At 66.8% G+C, this 14,128-nt stretch carries 13 protein-coding genes and 1 riboswitch; of the genes, 4 read left to right on the top strand and 9 right to left on the bottom strand.

What is annotated here, in order from left to right; all coding sequences use genetic code 11:
- Window positions 1-54 precede the first annotated feature (54 nt).
- The gene (locus ACWV14_RS20975) at window positions 55-1,029 is read right to left on the bottom strand and encodes an alpha/beta hydrolase (RefSeq protein ID WP_422087299.1); all 975 of its coding nucleotides are present in this window, start codon (window positions 1,027-1,029) and stop codon (window positions 55-57) included.
- A gap of 191 nt (window positions 1,030-1,220) precedes the next feature.
- Entirely contained in the window at window positions 1,221-3,128 is a 1,908-nt protein-coding gene (gene mutL, locus ACWV14_RS20970) for a DNA mismatch repair endonuclease MutL (RefSeq protein ID WP_454903491.1), read from the bottom strand.
- Between the two features lie 85 nt (window positions 3,129-3,213).
- On the opposite strand from mutL, the gene ACWV14_RS20965 reads away from it, so the two are divergent.
- Window positions 3,214-3,882: a DedA family protein gene (locus ACWV14_RS20965; RefSeq protein ID WP_454903489.1), complete on the top strand. Its 669-nt coding sequence runs from the start codon at window positions 3,214-3,216 to the stop codon at window positions 3,880-3,882.
- Between the two features lie 77 nt (window positions 3,883-3,959).
- Here the strand turns inward: ACWV14_RS20965 and ACWV14_RS20960 are convergent, their stop codons facing one another.
- The 3 genes from ACWV14_RS20960 to tsaE form a co-directional block, all read right to left on the bottom strand.
- A complete protein-coding gene (locus tag ACWV14_RS20960; RefSeq protein ID WP_422087296.1) occupies window positions 3,960-4,244 on the bottom strand; it encodes a glycine zipper domain-containing protein in 285 nt (94 codons plus the stop codon).
- Window positions 4,245-4,397: 153 nt separating this feature from the next.
- Window positions 4,398-5,885 (bottom strand): N-acetylmuramoyl-L-alanine amidase, encoded by a 1,488-nt coding sequence (locus tag ACWV14_RS20955; RefSeq protein WP_454903487.1) that lies wholly within the window; start codon window positions 5,883-5,885, stop codon window positions 4,398-4,400.
- Window positions 5,882-6,388 (bottom strand): tRNA (adenosine(37)-N6)-threonylcarbamoyltransferase complex ATPase subunit type 1 TsaE, encoded by a 507-nt coding sequence (tsaE, locus tag ACWV14_RS20950; RefSeq protein WP_422087294.1) that lies wholly within the window; start codon window positions 6,386-6,388, stop codon window positions 5,882-5,884. The genes ACWV14_RS20955 and tsaE overlap by 4 nt, the downstream gene beginning before the upstream one ends.
- On the opposite strand from tsaE, the gene queG reads away from it, so the two are divergent.
- Entirely contained in the window at window positions 6,374-7,447 is a 1,074-nt protein-coding gene (queG, locus tag ACWV14_RS20945; RefSeq protein WP_454903485.1) for a tRNA epoxyqueuosine(34) reductase QueG, read from the top strand. The genes tsaE and queG overlap by 15 nt on opposite strands.
- Here the strand turns inward: queG and arsC are convergent.
- From arsC to ACWV14_RS20925, 4 genes are all read right to left on the bottom strand, one after another.
- Window positions 7,444-7,833, bottom strand: a complete 390-nt coding sequence (gene arsC, locus ACWV14_RS20940; RefSeq protein WP_454903484.1) for an arsenate reductase (glutaredoxin) — start codon at window positions 7,831-7,833, stop codon at window positions 7,444-7,446. The two genes, queG and arsC, sit on opposite strands and share 4 nt — an antisense overlap.
- Window positions 7,834-7,879: 46 nt before the next feature.
- Entirely contained in the window at window positions 7,880-8,392 is a 513-nt protein-coding gene (locus ACWV14_RS20935) for a 6,7-dimethyl-8-ribityllumazine synthase (RefSeq protein ID WP_454903482.1), read from the bottom strand.
- 98 nt (window positions 8,393-8,490) lie between these two features.
- Window positions 8,491-8,660: riboswitch (FMN riboswitch) on the bottom strand.
- Between the two features lie 97 nt (window positions 8,661-8,757).
- The gene (locus ACWV14_RS20930) at window positions 8,758-10,944 is read right to left on the bottom strand and encodes a TonB-dependent siderophore receptor (protein ID WP_454903481.1); all 2,187 of its coding nucleotides are present in this window, start codon (window positions 10,942-10,944) and stop codon (window positions 8,758-8,760) included.
- 271 nt (window positions 10,945-11,215) lie between these two features.
- Entirely contained in the window at window positions 11,216-12,310 is a 1,095-nt protein-coding gene (locus ACWV14_RS20925) for a DNA glycosylase AlkZ-like family protein (RefSeq protein ID WP_454903480.1), read from the bottom strand.
- Window positions 12,311-12,765: 455 nt separating this feature from the next.
- Between ACWV14_RS20925 and ACWV14_RS20920 the strand changes: the two genes are divergently transcribed.
- The gene (locus ACWV14_RS20920; RefSeq protein ID WP_454903478.1) at window positions 12,766-13,035 is read left to right on the top strand and encodes a hypothetical protein; all 270 of its coding nucleotides are present in this window, start codon (window positions 12,766-12,768) and stop codon (window positions 13,033-13,035) included.
- A 278-nt stretch (window positions 13,036-13,313) separates the two neighbouring features.
- The gene (locus tag ACWV14_RS20915; protein ID WP_454903477.1) at window positions 13,314-13,883 is read left to right on the top strand and encodes a DUF6998 domain-containing protein; all 570 of its coding nucleotides are present in this window, start codon (window positions 13,314-13,316) and stop codon (window positions 13,881-13,883) included.
- Window positions 13,884-14,128: the final 245 nt, after the last annotated feature.

Below are 14,128 nucleotides of genomic sequence, written 5' to 3'. Positions count from 1 at the left end.
GGGGCTTCGGCGCCGCGGGGCTTGCCCGCAGACGCCGTTGCGCGGAATCGTCGATCAGATGGCCGCGGGTACCGGCGAAGGTGCGGCGCCGCGCACGTCTTGGGCAGCGGGCGCGGCGGCGGCTGGCGGTGCGAGCCGTGGCGTCGGCCGGGCCGGGCCGCCGTTGCTGGCAAGCGTGGCCTCCGGCTTCATGCGAAACAATTGCCCCAGCGCCGCGCGGTACTGCGCCTCGCCGACAGAGTTGGTGTCGTGGTGCGAGCCGCCCTCGACCAGCACGAACAGCTTGGGCACCGTGGCCGCGTCATATAGCTTGCGGCCCAGCGTGGGGTTGATCAGGCTGTCGGCCGTGCCGTGCACCACCAGCAGCGGCGCGGTGATGTTCTTGACCGTGTTGATCGCCTCGAAGCGCTGGGTGATGAAGGGGCCGAAGGGCAGCCAGCCCCACTTGAAGCCGCTCACCACGTCGGCGATCGAGGTGAAGGTGCTCTCCACGATCACGCCGCTCTCGTCGTTCACGTGTGCCGCCAGGTCGATGCCGATGGCGCCGCCGAGCGAGTGGCCGAAGATGTAGCGGTGTTGCTTGGGGTGGCGCGCTGCCAGCCACGTCCAGGCGGCGCGGGCGTCTTCGCGGGCTGATTCCTCGGAGGGCAGGCCCTTGGAGCTCTTCCCGAAGCCGCGATAGTCGATGGCCAGCACCGAGAAGCCCAGCTCGTGCATGCGTTGGATGCGCGGCGCCGAGCCGGCGACGTTATAGCGGGCGCCGTGCAGGTACAGCAGCACGGGCGTGTCGGTCGTCTCGGGCTTGCCACCCAGCCACAGGCCGTGCAGGCGCGCGGGCTCGCCGGTGAGGGAAGACTGGAAGTCGATCCACACGTCTTCCATGCCCTGGGCCATGGAGGCGGTATTGCCCCAGCTGCGGTCGCTGGGCTGGAAGATCCACTGGCGCTGCTGTTCGTCGAGCGTCGAGCAACCGGCCGCCAGCAGGGCGCAAAGCGAAAAGACTGACGCGAGGAGGGTCCAGCGTTTCATCATGAGGTTGAGGGACAGCGAAGTCGGCGGAAAAGTTCACCTGCTCTGGCCGCGGCGTGCCGACATTGCGCCGCGGTTAACTCCCTGAAACAACGCTCGCAGGCGCTTTGTGGAGCCTATGCAACGTGCGTGCCTGCGCTGTGGATGACTGCCCGAACCCCTCGAAAACCCTCTGAAAGGCGCTTTCCGGGCTATCGACCGCGCATGAAAAGCGCGTCCAGCTCGCGGATGGAGAGCTGCCGCCAGGTGGGCCGGCCGTGGTTGCACTGGTCGGAACGCTCGGTCGCTTCCATCTGGCGTAACAGTGCGTTCATTTCGTCGATGGTGAGCTTGCGGTTGGCCCGAACGGCGCCGTGGCAGGCCATGGTGGAGAGCAATTCGTTCTGGGCACGCTGCACGACGGTGCTTGCGTCGTGCTGGCCCAGTTCGGCCAGCACGCTGCGCGCCAGCTCCACCGGGTCGCCGTCCGCCAGCGTTCCGGGCACGGCGCGCACCGCGAGCGTGCGCGGCGAGAACGGCGTGATCTCCAGCCCCAGCGTCGGCAGCACCGCCGCGCAGGCTTCGGCCGTGGCTACTTCCTGCGGCGTGGCCGCGAAGGTGGCGGGAATCAGCAGCGGCTGGCTGGTGATGGCCGCGCCGTCGAGCTGTGTCTTGAGCCGCTCGTAGACGATGCGCTCGTGCGCCGCGTGCATGTCGACCACCACCAGTCCCTGGCTGTTCTCGGCCAGGATGTAGATGCCCTGCAGCTGGGCCAATGCCCGGCCGAGAGGCCAGGCCTCGTCATTGGTGGCGATGGGGGCCGCGGCGGGGCTTGCTGGCAGGCCTGGGCCGGCAGGCGAGCGGAAGGCCAACGGCGCAGTCGAGCCGCCCAGAGGCCAGTTCGAGGGCTGTTCGAAGGCCGTTTCATTCCGTTGCGGCTCGTTATCGGCGCGCTGTTGAGGCCACAGCGCCTCGAAATCCCCGGCACCACGCTCCTGAGCTATGAAATTGATAGCGGGCTGCGCCCAGCTGGCGTTCGGCGGCAGCGGTGTCTGCTTGAAGAAGGGCTGCGGCGGGCTGGAAGCGGCCACGGCATCGCCGGCGCGCGGCGCCGCCAGCGCGTCCTCGATGGCATGGCGCACGGCCTGGTGGATCTCGCGTCCATCGCGAAAGCGCACCTCGATCTTGGTCGGATGCACGTTCACGTCGACCCGCGACGGATCGATCTCGAGGTACAGCGCGTAGATCGGCTGGCGGTGGCCGTGCAGCACGTCTTCATAGGCGCTGCGCACCGCGTGCGACAGCACCTTGTCGCGCACGAAGCGGCCGTTGACGTAGAAGAACTGCTGGTCGCCGCGCGAGCGGGCCGCATCGGGAATGCCGGCACGGCCGACCACGCGTACCGGACCGCCGACGCGGTCGACGGCCACGCTCTGCGCCACGAACTCGTCGCTCAGCGCATCGGCCAGCCGCTGCTCGCGGATATCGGCGGCGCGCCATTGCTCCACCAGCTTGCCGTCGTGCCAGATCGAGAAGCCCACCTCGGGCCGCGCCAGCGCATGGCGGCGCACCGCCTCGATGCAATGGGCAAGCTCGGTGGCATCGGTCTTCAGGAACTTGCGGCGCGCGGGCGTCGCGAAGAACAGCTCGCGCACTTCGACCGTCGTGCCGGTGGAGCGGGCCACCGGCCGGAGTTCGCCGGTGCGGCCGTCGAGCGCAAAGGCCGTGTCGGCGCCGGCAAAGCGCGAAAGAATGCTGAGTTCGGCGATCGCGTTGATGGCTGCGAGCGCCTCGCCGCGAAAGCCCATCGTGCCGACCGTCTCGAGGTCGTTGAGGCTCGCGATCTTGCTGGTGGCATGGCGGCGCAGGGCCACGGTGAGCTCTTCGCGCGGAATGCCCATGCCGTCGTCCTCGACGGAGATCAGCCGCACGCCGCCCGATGCCAGCCGCACCGTGACCTGGCGGGCGCCCGCGTCGAGCGCGTTGTCCAACAGTTCGCGCACCACCGAGGCGGGCCGCTCGACCACTTCGCCAGCGGCGATCTGGCTGATCAACTCGTCGGGCAGTTCGCGGATGGGGCGGCGTTCGGTGGGGGAGGGAAAGGTTGGGAGGGCACTCACCGCGTCATTTTAGGAGGGGTGCCGCCGAGCCTGATGTTGGGGGGATTCAGGGGGCGTTCGGGTTCAGCAAGGATAATCCGCGCCCATGGAAATCATCAGCTTTCTCGTCGACTTCATCCTGCATGTCGACAAGCATCTCGAGCAGTTCGTCATCGCTTATGGCCCGTGGGTCTATGCGCTTCTCTTCCTGATTGTGTTCGTGGAAACGGGGGCGGTGGTGATGCCGTTCCTGCCCGGCGACTCGCTGCTCTTCATCGTCGGCGCGCTTTGCGGCGCGGGGCTCATGAGTTTTCCGCTGGCCTGCGGCATCCTGATTGCGGCGGCCATTTTGGGCGACCAGTGCAACTACTCGATCGGCCGCTACTTCGGGCCGAAAGTGTTCCAGTGGGAGAGCTCGCGCTTCTTCAACCGCAAGGCCTTCGACCAGGCGCATGGCTTCTACGAACGCTATGGCGGCATCACCATCGTGCTCGCGCGCTTCATGCCCTTCATTCGTACCTTCGCACCCTTCGTGGCCGGCGTGGCGGAAATGAACCGCGCCAAGTTCACGGCGTACAACGTCGCGGGCGCACTGATCTGGGTGCTGGGCATCGCGACGGCGGGCTACTTCTTCGGCAACCTGCCGTTCGTGCGGCAGCATCTCGACAAGATCATCTGGGCGCTGATCTTCATTCCGGGTCTGATCGCGATCTACGGCGCATGGCGCGCTTCCAAGGCCGAGAAGGCGCGTGCTGCGCAACTGCCCGCGGCCTGATCCGCGACCCATTCACCTCAAAACGTAAAAAGCGCGCCACGAGGGCGCGCTTTTTTCATCCCTGGGCCTGAACCGGATCAGTAGTTCGGGCCGTTGCTCGGGTAGTAGCCGCTGCCTTGCGGATAGCGCTGCCGGTTGTAGTTGCGTTCGTCGGCATTGCGGCCCACCTGGTTGCCGATGATGCCCCCGATGGCTGCACCGCCGACGGTGGCTGCAGTGTTGCCGCCGATGGCATTACCCACCAGCGCGCCGCCCACCGCACCCACGCCAGTTCCGAGGTTCTGGTTGGGGCCGCTTGCGCAACCCGCGATAGCCATGACGGAAGTAGCCGCAGCTGCTGCGATCCAGAGTCGTGTCTTCATGATGTGCACCTTTCGAGGAGTGATGAGTCATCATGTCCAGATTGCTCTTTGGCACGGTGTAGGAGCCTGCCGCGCCTCCCTGTGCGCTGTCACGGGCCGGCCCGCGTGGGACAGCAGGGCATGCTTTGGCTTTACAAAAGCCCCGCTTGCGCCTCAGAGCTGGCGGCTGCGCGCGAGCGGCGGGTTCTGCGCAAAGTAGCGCTGAATGCCGCGCATCAGCGCATCGGCCAGGCTTTCCTGGTATTCGACGCGGCGCAGGTTCGCTTCTTCTTCCGGGTTGCTGATGAAGGCGGTTTCGACCAGCACGCTCGGAATGTCGGGTGCCTTCAGCACCGCGAAGCCGGCCTGCTCGACCTGCCCCTTGTGCAGCCGCGCGCCGATGTTCTTGATCTCGCCCAGCATCGCGCCGCCGAGCTTGAGGCTGTCGTTGATCTGCGCGGTCGTGCTCATGTCGAGCAGGGCGCGCTGCACCTGCGCCTCGTGGCCGCCCACGTTGACGCCGCCGATCTTGTCGGCCTCGTTTTCCTTGTTGGCCATCCAGCGCGCGGCGCTGCTCGACGCGCCGCTCTGGCTCAGCGCGAACACGCTGGCACCGCGCGCGGCGGGCGTGGTGAAGGCGTCGGCATGGATGCTCACGAAAAGGTCGGCCTGCACGCGCCGGGCCTTCTGCACGCGCACGCCCAGCGGCACGAAGAAGTCGGCGTCGCGCGTGAGAAAGGCGCGCATCGGGCTGCCGTTGACGCTGCCCGCGTTGATGCGCTCGCGCAGCCGGTGCGCGACCTGCAGCACGATGTCTTTTTCGCGCGTGCCGTTGGGGCCGATGGCGCCGGGGTCTTCGCCGCCGTGGCCGGGGTCGAGCGCCACGATGATGATGCGGTCGGTGCGGCTCGCCGTGGCGGTGCCGCCGCGGGGCGCGGCCACCGGCGGCGGTGATGGAGGTGGCGCGACGGGCCTGACGGGCGCGGTGCCCACGACGGGCGGTGGCGCGACGATCACCGGCGCTTGCGGGCGATCGTTGCCGGCCACCACGGCGGGCGGCGGCGACTGCGGGCCGGGGCGCATGGCCTGCTGCGCCATCAGGTCGCCGAGCGGGTCGACCGCCGGCGCGGTGGGGTTCGAGGGCACGATGCCGGCCACGGGCGGGTTGTTTCCCTGCGGCGTGCGGGGCGCGTCGCGCAGGCGCTCGGCGATCAGCGCTTCCATCGGGTCGACGGCCTGCTCCGGGTACAGGTCGAGCACCAGCCGGTGCTTGTATGCGGCCACCGGTGCGAGCGAGAACACCTGCGGCACCACGGCCTGCTTCAGGTCGAACACGATGCGCACCACCTTCGGCGCGTTCTGCCCGACACGCAGGCCGTTGATGTACGGGTCGCCCGGCTTGATCTTGCCGACCAGTTCGCGCAGTTCGGGGTTGAGGTCGATGCCCTCGATGTCCACCGCGAGCCGCGGCGGGCTGCCCACCACGAGCTGTTGCGAATTGAGGCGCGCGTCGGACTCGATGGTCACTCGGGTGTAGTCGGCGGCGGGCCAGACGCGCACCGCGAGGATGGTCGCGCCGCGCGCGATCTGGTGCACGCCGAGCATCAGCGCGATGCTGCCGCCCTGCAGCAGCACGCGCCGTTTCAGGCCGACCGCCTTCATGCGGCGATGCGCGCCAGCAGATCGCTGCCGCGAGGGGTGTTCGCGAGGAGGGTCACGCTGCGTGTGTCGTCAGTCATTGCTTCTATTTTAATAGCGAGGTCGGCAATTGGTGTGCGGCCCGCGGCGTTTTCGGGCCATTCGGCCAGCTTGAGGCCCGGGCCAGCGAAGATGTCGCGGAAGCCGGCGTCGTCCCATTCGCGCGGGTCGGCGAAGCGATAGAAGTCGAAATGGAAGATCTGCAGTCCGTCGGGCGCGTCGTGCGGCTCGACCACCGCATAGGTGGGGCTCTTGATGCGCCCCGCGATGCCGAGCGCGCGCAGCAGGTGTCGAACGAAAGTCGTCTTGCCGGCGCCGAGGTCGCCATGCAGCGCGATGAAGGCGTCGCGCAATGCGGGCGATGCGGCGAGCGCCTGCGCGAAAGCGTCGGTGTCGTCTTCGCTGCGCCAGCGCAGGATGCGGGTGCTCGTTTGCGTTTCTACAATCGGCAAGTGATCGTCAGCCATCCACTCGTTGTTCGTATTCAGGCTTTGGCCCGGGAACTCGGATTCTCCCAAATCGGAATCGCGGGCGTCGATTTATCGAGCGCCGAGGACGGTCTGATGCAGTGGCTGGCCCACGGGTTCCATGGCGAGATGCAATACATGGCAACACACGGCACCCGCCGCGCCCGCCCGGCCGAGCTGGTGCCGGGCACGGTGAGCGTGATCACCGCGCGCATGAACTACCTGCCGCGCGACACCGCCCCCGAGTGGCAGGCCGTCGAATTCGACCGCCTCACGCGGCCCGGCGAAGCCATCGTGTCGGTCTATGCGCGGGGCAGGGACTATCACAAGGTGCTGCGCAACCGGCTCGCGAAGCTGGCCGAGCGCATCGCCGAGGAGGTCGGCCCCTTCGGCCATCGCGCCTTCACCGATTCGGCCCCCGTGCTCGAGGCCGAGCTGGCCTCGCGCAGCGGGCAGGGCTGGCGCGGCAAGCACACGCTGGTGCTCGACCGCGACGCGGGCTCGATGTTCTTCCTGGGCGAGATCTACGTCGACATGGCGCTGCCGCCGAGCGAGCCCGTGACCGCGCATTGCGGCAGTTGCAGCGCATGCATCGACGTGTGCCCGACGCAGGCCATCGTCGCACCCCGGCGGCTCGATGCGCGGCGCTGCATTTCCTACCTCACCATCGAGCACGGCGCAGCCATTCCGCTGGAGCTGCGCCCCTTGATGGGCAACCGAATCTACGGTTGCGACGACTGCCAGCTGATCTGCCCCTGGAACAAGTTCGCGAAGAAGAGCGAGCTGCCCGATTTCGACGCGCGCGAAGGGCTCACGGGGCGTTCGCTGGCAGAGCTTTTTGCGTGGACCGAGGCCGACTTCCTGCGCCGCACTGAAGGCAGCCCGATCCGCCGCATCGGCCATGAGCGCTGGCTGCGCAACATTGCGGTGGCCTTGGGCAATGCGGTTCGCGCGGGCGAGGACGGCGCGAAAGAAGCGCTTGCCACGCGCGTGGAGCACCCCAGCGAGCTCGTGCGCGAGCACGTCGCCTGGGGCCTCGAGCAGGAAGTGCCCGTCTAGCTTTTCTTCGTGGGCAGGATCTCTTCCACGCGCTGCCACGGCCTGCACATCAGCGTTCCGCGCGGCGACACCACGATGGGCCGCTGCAGCAGGATGGGGTGCGCAACGATGGCGTCTAGCAGCTGGTCGTCGCTCAGTTTCTCGTCGGCCAGTTGCAGTTCCTCATACGGCGCTTCCTTGGCGCGCAGCAGGTCGCGCGCGGCCAGGCCCATGGCCTTGGCCAGCTCGCGCAGCTTCTTCCTGCTCGGCGGCGTTTCCAGGTAGAGAACGATCTCGGGCTCCACGCCGCTTTCGCGGATCAACTGCAGCACGTTGCGCGACGTGCTGCAGTTGGGCTTGTGGTAGATCGTCATCGGATAGTCGGTGGTGGGGGTGCGTGCGGTCATGGCGCCGATTATGAAAAGAACCGGGCACCACGCCTCGCGGCCGTTGTCACGCGGCCAGCAGCGCGTCGACCTGCTTGAGCGCTTTGAGCGTCTTGAAGCAGGCCTCGGCCACTTCCGTGCCCTTGACCGCGAAGTGGCGATGGAAGTACTTGCGGTGCTCCACATGCTCATGGAAGTGGTGCGGCGTGAGCACGGCCGAGAAGATCGGCACGTCGGTCTCCAGCTGCAGCGACATCAGCGTGCTGACCACCGTGTTCGCGACGAACTCGTGGCGGTAGATGCCGCCGTCCACCACCAGCGCGCAGCCGACGATGGCCGCGTACTTGCCGGATTTGGCGAGCCGCTTTGCATGCAGCGGGATCTCGAAGGCGCCGGGCACGTCGAAGATGTCGATGAGCTCGCGCGCCACGCCGAGCCGCGTCATCTCTTCGAGGAAGGCGTCGCGTGCCTGGTGGACGATGTCGGAATGCCACTGCGCCTCGACGAATGCGATGCGCGTGCCGCGCGGCGAATCCGACGCGGCAATGGCGGAGAGGGGAAGGTCGTTGATCTGACTCATGGTGTGCCTCTTGAAAGCAGGTTTCCTGAATCAGGGCGCACGAAACCACGAGGCCACCCGCGCGCCTGCATGGCAGGGCACGCGGGTCGTCCCGCATTTCGCGCTCTCTTTCATCCGGACTGTGACCGTCGGCTTCGGAATCGCACCGAAATCTGCTGACCCTGGAATCTGTTGAAGGCGCCAGGCGCTCGCGGGCTTGTGCGGCATCTCTTTCAGAAAAGCCGCCATCACCGCCGGTGGGGAATTGCACCCCGCCCTGAGAACGCTTGCCGTCCGGCAGGCCGGACAACGGCGCGATTCTAGGAGCGCGCCGCGGCCGGGCTTGTCACCCGCGCGCCAGACCTTCGGCCGCGCGGGGATTTTCTTCAGAAGCGATACGTGGCGGACGCGGTCACTGTACGGCGCTGGCCATAGAAGCAGTCGCCTCGCGCCAGGCACGTGGTGAGCTGCACCTTGTCGGTGAGATTGGCCACGTTGAGCGACAGGCGCAGCGGGCCGTTGTCCCACGCGAACATCGCGTCCAGCAGCGTGACCGCCGGCACCGGGTTGGCGTCCATGCCGTCCCACGACTTGCCGACGTAGCGCAGGCCCGCGCCGGCCGAGAAGCCCGGCACGCCGCCGATGGAGAAGCGGTGCGTCACCCACGCCGAAGCCGCGTGCGTGGGCACGCCCGAGATACGCTTGCCCAGGTCGGCGGCGTTGCTGCGCGACACGCGCGCGTCGGTATAGGCGTAGGTGGCGATCCAGTCCCAGTCGCGCGCGATGCTGCGCTTGTATTCGAGCTCCAGTCCCTTCACGTGCACTTCGCCGAGCTGCACGCTGTTGAGCGGGTTGGTCGGGTCGGTGGTTTTGCGGTTGGTGTCGCGCAGGTCGTACACCGCCGCCATGAACGAGCTGCGCTGGCCTTCGGGCTCCCACTTGACGCCGGCTTCCCATTGCTTGCCGCGCTGGGGCTTGAAGGGCGTGTTGTTGAGATCGACGCCGCCCAGCGGCAGGAACGATTCCGCATAGCTCAGGTATGGCGCCCAGCCGCCGTCGGCCAGGTACACCAGGCCGGCACGCTTGGTGGTGGCCTTGGCGTCGATGCCTTCCGCAGGGCGGCCCTGAGTGTCGGTGGTGGCCTTGTCGTGGCGCAGCCCCAGCACGCCGATCCAGCGGCCGTACTTGACCTGGTCCTGCACGTAGATGCCGGCCTGCTTCTGCACCACCTCGGGCGAGCGCGTGTAGCTGGTGGGCGGCGTGTAGTTGCCGTACACCGGCGCGTAGACATCGATGGCGCCGGCGCGCCCGCGGCCCGACAGCTTGGAGGTGGTGTTGCGCTGGAAGTCGGCGCCCAGCAGCACCGTGTGCTCGACATCGCCGGTCTTGAAACGGGCCTCTGCCTGGTTGTCCAGCAGCAGCATCTTGCCGCCGTTGATGTCGCTGCTCAGGTCGCGCTCGAGCGTGCGCTGGTCGGCGTTGAACACCGGGCGGGCCGGGCGGCCGGTGAGCCGGTTGGCGGTGAAGCTGGTGTACGAGGTGTTGTAGACCACCTTGGTCTCGGTCGAGCGCAGGTTCTGGCGGAAGGTCCAGGTGTCGTTCAGGCGATGGCTGAACAGGTAGCCCAGCGAGGTGTTGCGGGAGTCGAAGCGGTCGAAGCCCGGTTCGCCCATGAAGGTCGAGGTGGGAATCGGCCCGTAGAGCGAGGGCAGCAGCGTGCCCTGCCATGGGAAGAAGCCGATCAGCGAGCCGCTGTTGTCCTTCTGGTAGAGCGCCTGCAGGGTGAGCGAGGTGTCCGCGTTCGGGCGCCAGGTGAGCGAGGGCGCGACCAGGATGCGGTCGTCCGGCACATGGTCGACCTGCGTGCCGCTGTCGCGGTTTACAGCCACCAGGCGGTAGAGCCACTTGCCTTCGGGGTCGATCGGCCCGGTGAAGTCTGCCGCGACCTGCTTGCGCGCGTTGCTGCCCAGCTGCAATTGCACTTCGCGCTGGGTCTCGGCCTGCGGCCGCTTCGACACCATGTTCAGCACGCCGCCGATGCCGCCTTGCCCGTACAGCACCGACGACGGGCCGCGCAGCAGTTCGACGCGCTCGAGCATGTACGGATCGAGCTTGGTGGAGTTGTACGTGCCGTAGGTGCGCTGCAGCCCATCCAGGTACTGGACGGCATCGCCGCCGCGCACCTTGAACGAGTCGACGCGGCTGTCGAAGTAGCTCGACACCACGCCGGCCGTGTAGTTGGTGGTCTCGCGCAGCGTGAGCGCGCCCTGCGCCTCCATCTGGTCGCGCGTGACCACCGAGATGGCCTGCGGCGTCTCGATCAGCGGGGTGTCCGTCTTGGTGGCGGTGCCGCCGCGCCTGGCGACGAAGCCGGTGACCGGCCCGGTCGCGGTCTCGCCGGCGTCGCCCGACACCGTGACCGTGGGCAGCGCCTTGCGGGTTTCGGCGGCGTCGTCCTTCTCCTCGGCGTAGGCTGGCACGGCGGCGCCCAGCGCCAGGGCGGTTGCCGCGAGCGTGACGCGGCGGGTATGGGAATGGCGCCAAGCGGGGCGCCGATGCTTCTTCGATGTCATGTGCAGCTTCTCCTGTGTCCTGCGTTTGGGGGGAGTGGCTGCGGCGCGCGCCGAATGCGGGCGCGCCATGGCTTCTCGTCTCTGATCCGGTCGATTCGGTTCGGGCGAGCGCAAACCGGCGGCTGGCTTCGGGCTGGCGGCCGGTGGGTTTTATGGGTTCTTGTTGCGTCGTCGCGGGCAGCTGTGGAAGCTGCGGTCTTCGTTCCTTCGAAGACGGCTGGCGCCCGTTGCGGGCAGCTGGCTGAGGCTGGCGATTATAGGAAGAAAGGCATCATCGTCCCGCGAGAAACAGCGCCATGCGCTGCAGTTCGTCGTCCAGCGCCGCGCGGAATGCCGCGTCGCGCGGCCTCCCGTCGGCATAGCCGAACATCGGCTTCAGCCGTCCCTCGGCCGAGCTGCCGAAGTTGGCCCAGCCGATCACCCGGTCGTGCCACAGCATCGGCAGCGCGTAGTAGCCGAACTGGCGCTTGGGCGCGGGCGTGTAGGCCTCGAACTTGTAGGTCCAGTCCCAGAGCAGCTCGAAGCGGCGGCGGTCCCACACCACCGGGTCGAAGGGCGCGAGCAGGCGCACCGCATCGTCGGGCGCGTGGCGGCGCGAGGCCGGGTTCTCGTCGGCAGGCCAGTACCAGGTCGTGCCGTCGATGCGGCAGCTCGCGAGTTCTTCTCGCGCGATGCGCAGCGCTGCCTGCGTCTGCGCCGACAGATGCGGCGCGCCGTAGCCGAGCAGGCGCACGAGGTAAGTGAGGCTCGCGGCCGGCAGCGGCGCGTATTTGCGCACCACCAGTTCGATCAGCGCGGCAGCGCGTTGTGCGCGGCCGGCGGGGCTGTCGTCGGCGGGCTGGTGCGTCACGGCTTCGTAGACGCGCGTACCGCTGTCGCGCCGCACCACGCGAAGCATGCCGCGGTAGTGCATGTCGTCGAGCAGGTGCGTGGTGGCGTTGCTCGAGCCGCCCCAGTAGTTCTTGATGCGGCCATGCGCGAAGTGCTGTTCGACTTGTCGCGGATGCACCTGACCGTGTTCCTGCACATAGGCCAGCACGTCGGCCGCCTTGTGCCGTGTGTCGGCATCCCATGCACGCTTGGCCTCGCGCGGGTGCATGAGCGCCAGGTGTTCGCGCGGCAGGAAGCCGTAGTTGACGAGACAGTCTTCTTCGATGGCGAGCCGCGTGTAGCGGCTTTCGAGATCGCCTGCGCGGTAGTCCTTGACGCGGTGGCGCAGCGTCAGGTCTTGTGCACGCGCCGGGGCTCGGATCGGGTCGGCCTGCACGAAGCCGAGTTGGCGGATTGCTGCCGGCAGCGTGGTCGGCTTGAAGAGGGTGCGCGCCACGGCGTAGCGGCGCAGGTCGTCGAGGGTCGGGTCAGCCATCGGCGAATTGCAGCACAGGTGGCGGGATTTCGCTTTGCTGCGTTGTTCAGGGCGCGATCACGCCGACGGGGTACCTTGCTCCGCGAATGTCCCCCGGCCTTCGGCCTCCTCCTTTATTTCGCTGCGCAAGGCACCCCGCCAGCGTGATCGTTCAGTGCCGCTGCGGAAGCTGCATTTGTTGGCGGTCGTCGGGACTTCGTGCCGCGTGGAACGGCTGCTTTGTCGCGTTCTTCTCTAGAGTGGATGCCCCTGTCACTCTGCACCCCACCAAGGGGACAAGAAAGGCGCGACACACTCACCGCTCAGATGTTTGAAGGCTGCTTGCCTCGCGGCAGGTCTTCGTTGCGAAAGCAGCGATGCAGATGCGAGGTATCAAAAGGCGACGGCCGAGGTGTTACCAGCACCCCGACCGTCTAACCAAGTTCGTGCAACACCCTCTAAAGGAACGCACAAAAATGGCTACCAAGACTATAGCCCGGCCTCGCACGCCGGTAGCTTCCGAAGACAACGCCCAAGACCCGGCGGATGTTCTTGAAAACACCCTCTCGCAACTCGAAGCTCTCCTGTGGGTTTGCCACGGGGAAGACATCGACTGGTGCAGCGGGGATGGACCTCGACGACTGGACAACCTGCTTTGGCTTGCGGCTGAACTGGCCCGCAAGGCGGGAGAGCTGTTTCAGCTGAGCGAGAAGGCGCGACACGCAGCGTTTGAGACTGGCGGATAGCGGCCGGTCTGCGGGCCGCAGGTTTCTCGGCCCGCGTGAAGCCTTCGTGGTGAAGAGAATTCGGGGCGATTGGGGTTTACGGGGTCTGGCTCAATGGCAGCTCTGTGTTCAGAGGTGATCGGCGGTCGTTCACCTGGCCCGCCACCGCCGATTCAATCCTCGAAAAACTCGCTCGACGCTGCGGGCGAATTACTGCGACAGGACAATAGCTGGCAACGTCTAGTGCCTGTGTGGAGGTGGACAATCGAGCAGGAGCAGGACAAGAAGCGAGGGACAGAATGAGCGATTGGGATTTTCTTCACGAGATGTACGACCGGGGCTACAGCGCGGAGGACATAGCGGATGCTGCGGCCTGCGGCGTAGCACCTTGGGAGTGGGAGCACATCGACAGGGAGTGGGCCGAGGATCAACTTGAGGGCGAGCCTGAGGAGGATGCCTCCTCAGTTCAGCCTGTCCGAAGCAGGGAGGGCTTTCCGTTCAGCATCCTGAAGCAGACGGACATCTTCCAAGACCTGGTCGAGTGCGCGGCTCGGCACTTCGAGAACACTGGCCGATATCTCCAAGTCTGGGGCGAGCTTGGCGAAATCTACGCAGAAATCAAGTTTGGGCTTCGCCGCAATGCGACTCACACGCCCGGCTCTGACGGCACGATTGACGGCGAGCGGGTGGAGGTCAAGACCATCTCGCCCGAGAAGACCAGCGACCACGTACTGGTCAAGAGCCAGGGCAACTTCGAGAAACTGCTTATTGTCCGTATTGATCGGGACTTCCACTTTCAAGGCAAGCTCATCGACCGCAGCGAGCTCTCAGGTGGCGCGGGCAAGTACCTTAAGGGGCGGCTGCCATGAACGAACTCTCTTTCAGAAGCAATCTCCCGAGCATCGAATCGACCTCGTGGGTCTAGGCCTTCGCCAGCGTCATCGCAATCGGCGCAATGGGTGTCGATCGCGGCCAGCACCAACCCTTTGGACCTCCACTTGTCCCCCGCGTGTCTCTCAAAAAGCTGGTTGATACGCCTCTGCACGTCTATCTGAAATTCGCAGCAGAGGTCAAACCGCTAGCGTTACAGCCGCGCTCATCGTGCACAGGGCGT

This window comes from Variovorax durovernensis (assembly GCF_977011995.1).
This window is presented reverse-complemented; position numbering and strand designations above follow the sequence as displayed.

Excerpts from the sequence above, each read along its gene's own strand:
- ACWV14_RS20965 (WP_454903489.1), top strand. The coding sequence starts at position 3,214 with ATGGAAATCATCAGCTTTCTCGTCGACTTCATCCTGCATGTCGACAAG.
- arsC (WP_454903484.1), bottom strand. The coding sequence starts at position 7,833 with ATGACCGCACGCACCCCCACCACCGACTATCCGATGACGATCTACCAC.
- ACWV14_RS20955 (WP_454903487.1), bottom strand. The coding sequence starts at position 5,885 with ATGAAGGCGGTCGGCCTGAAACGGCGCGTGCTGCTGCAGGGCGGCAGC.
- ACWV14_RS20915 (WP_454903477.1), top strand. The coding sequence starts at position 13,314 with ATGAGCGATTGGGATTTTCTTCACGAGATGTACGACCGGGGCTACAGC.
- ACWV14_RS20935 (WP_454903482.1), bottom strand. The coding sequence starts at position 8,392 with ATGAGTCAGATCAACGACCTTCCCCTCTCCGCCATTGCCGCGTCGGAT.
- tsaE (WP_422087294.1), bottom strand. The coding sequence starts at position 6,388 with ATGGCTGACGATCACTTGCCGATTGTAGAAACGCAAACGAGCACCCGC.
- ACWV14_RS20930 (WP_454903481.1), bottom strand. The coding sequence starts at position 10,944 with ATGACATCGAAGAAGCATCGGCGCCCCGCTTGGCGCCATTCCCATACC.
- ACWV14_RS20920 (WP_454903478.1), top strand. The coding sequence starts at position 12,766 with ATGGCTACCAAGACTATAGCCCGGCCTCGCACGCCGGTAGCTTCCGAA.
- ACWV14_RS20975 (WP_422087299.1), bottom strand. The coding sequence starts at position 1,029 with ATGAAACGCTGGACCCTCCTCGCGTCAGTCTTTTCGCTTTGCGCCCTG.
- ACWV14_RS20960 (WP_422087296.1), bottom strand. The coding sequence starts at position 4,244 with ATGAAGACACGACTCTGGATCGCAGCAGCTGCGGCTACTTCCGTCATG.
- ACWV14_RS20925 (WP_454903480.1), bottom strand. The coding sequence starts at position 12,310 with ATGGCTGACCCGACCCTCGACGACCTGCGCCGCTACGCCGTGGCGCGC.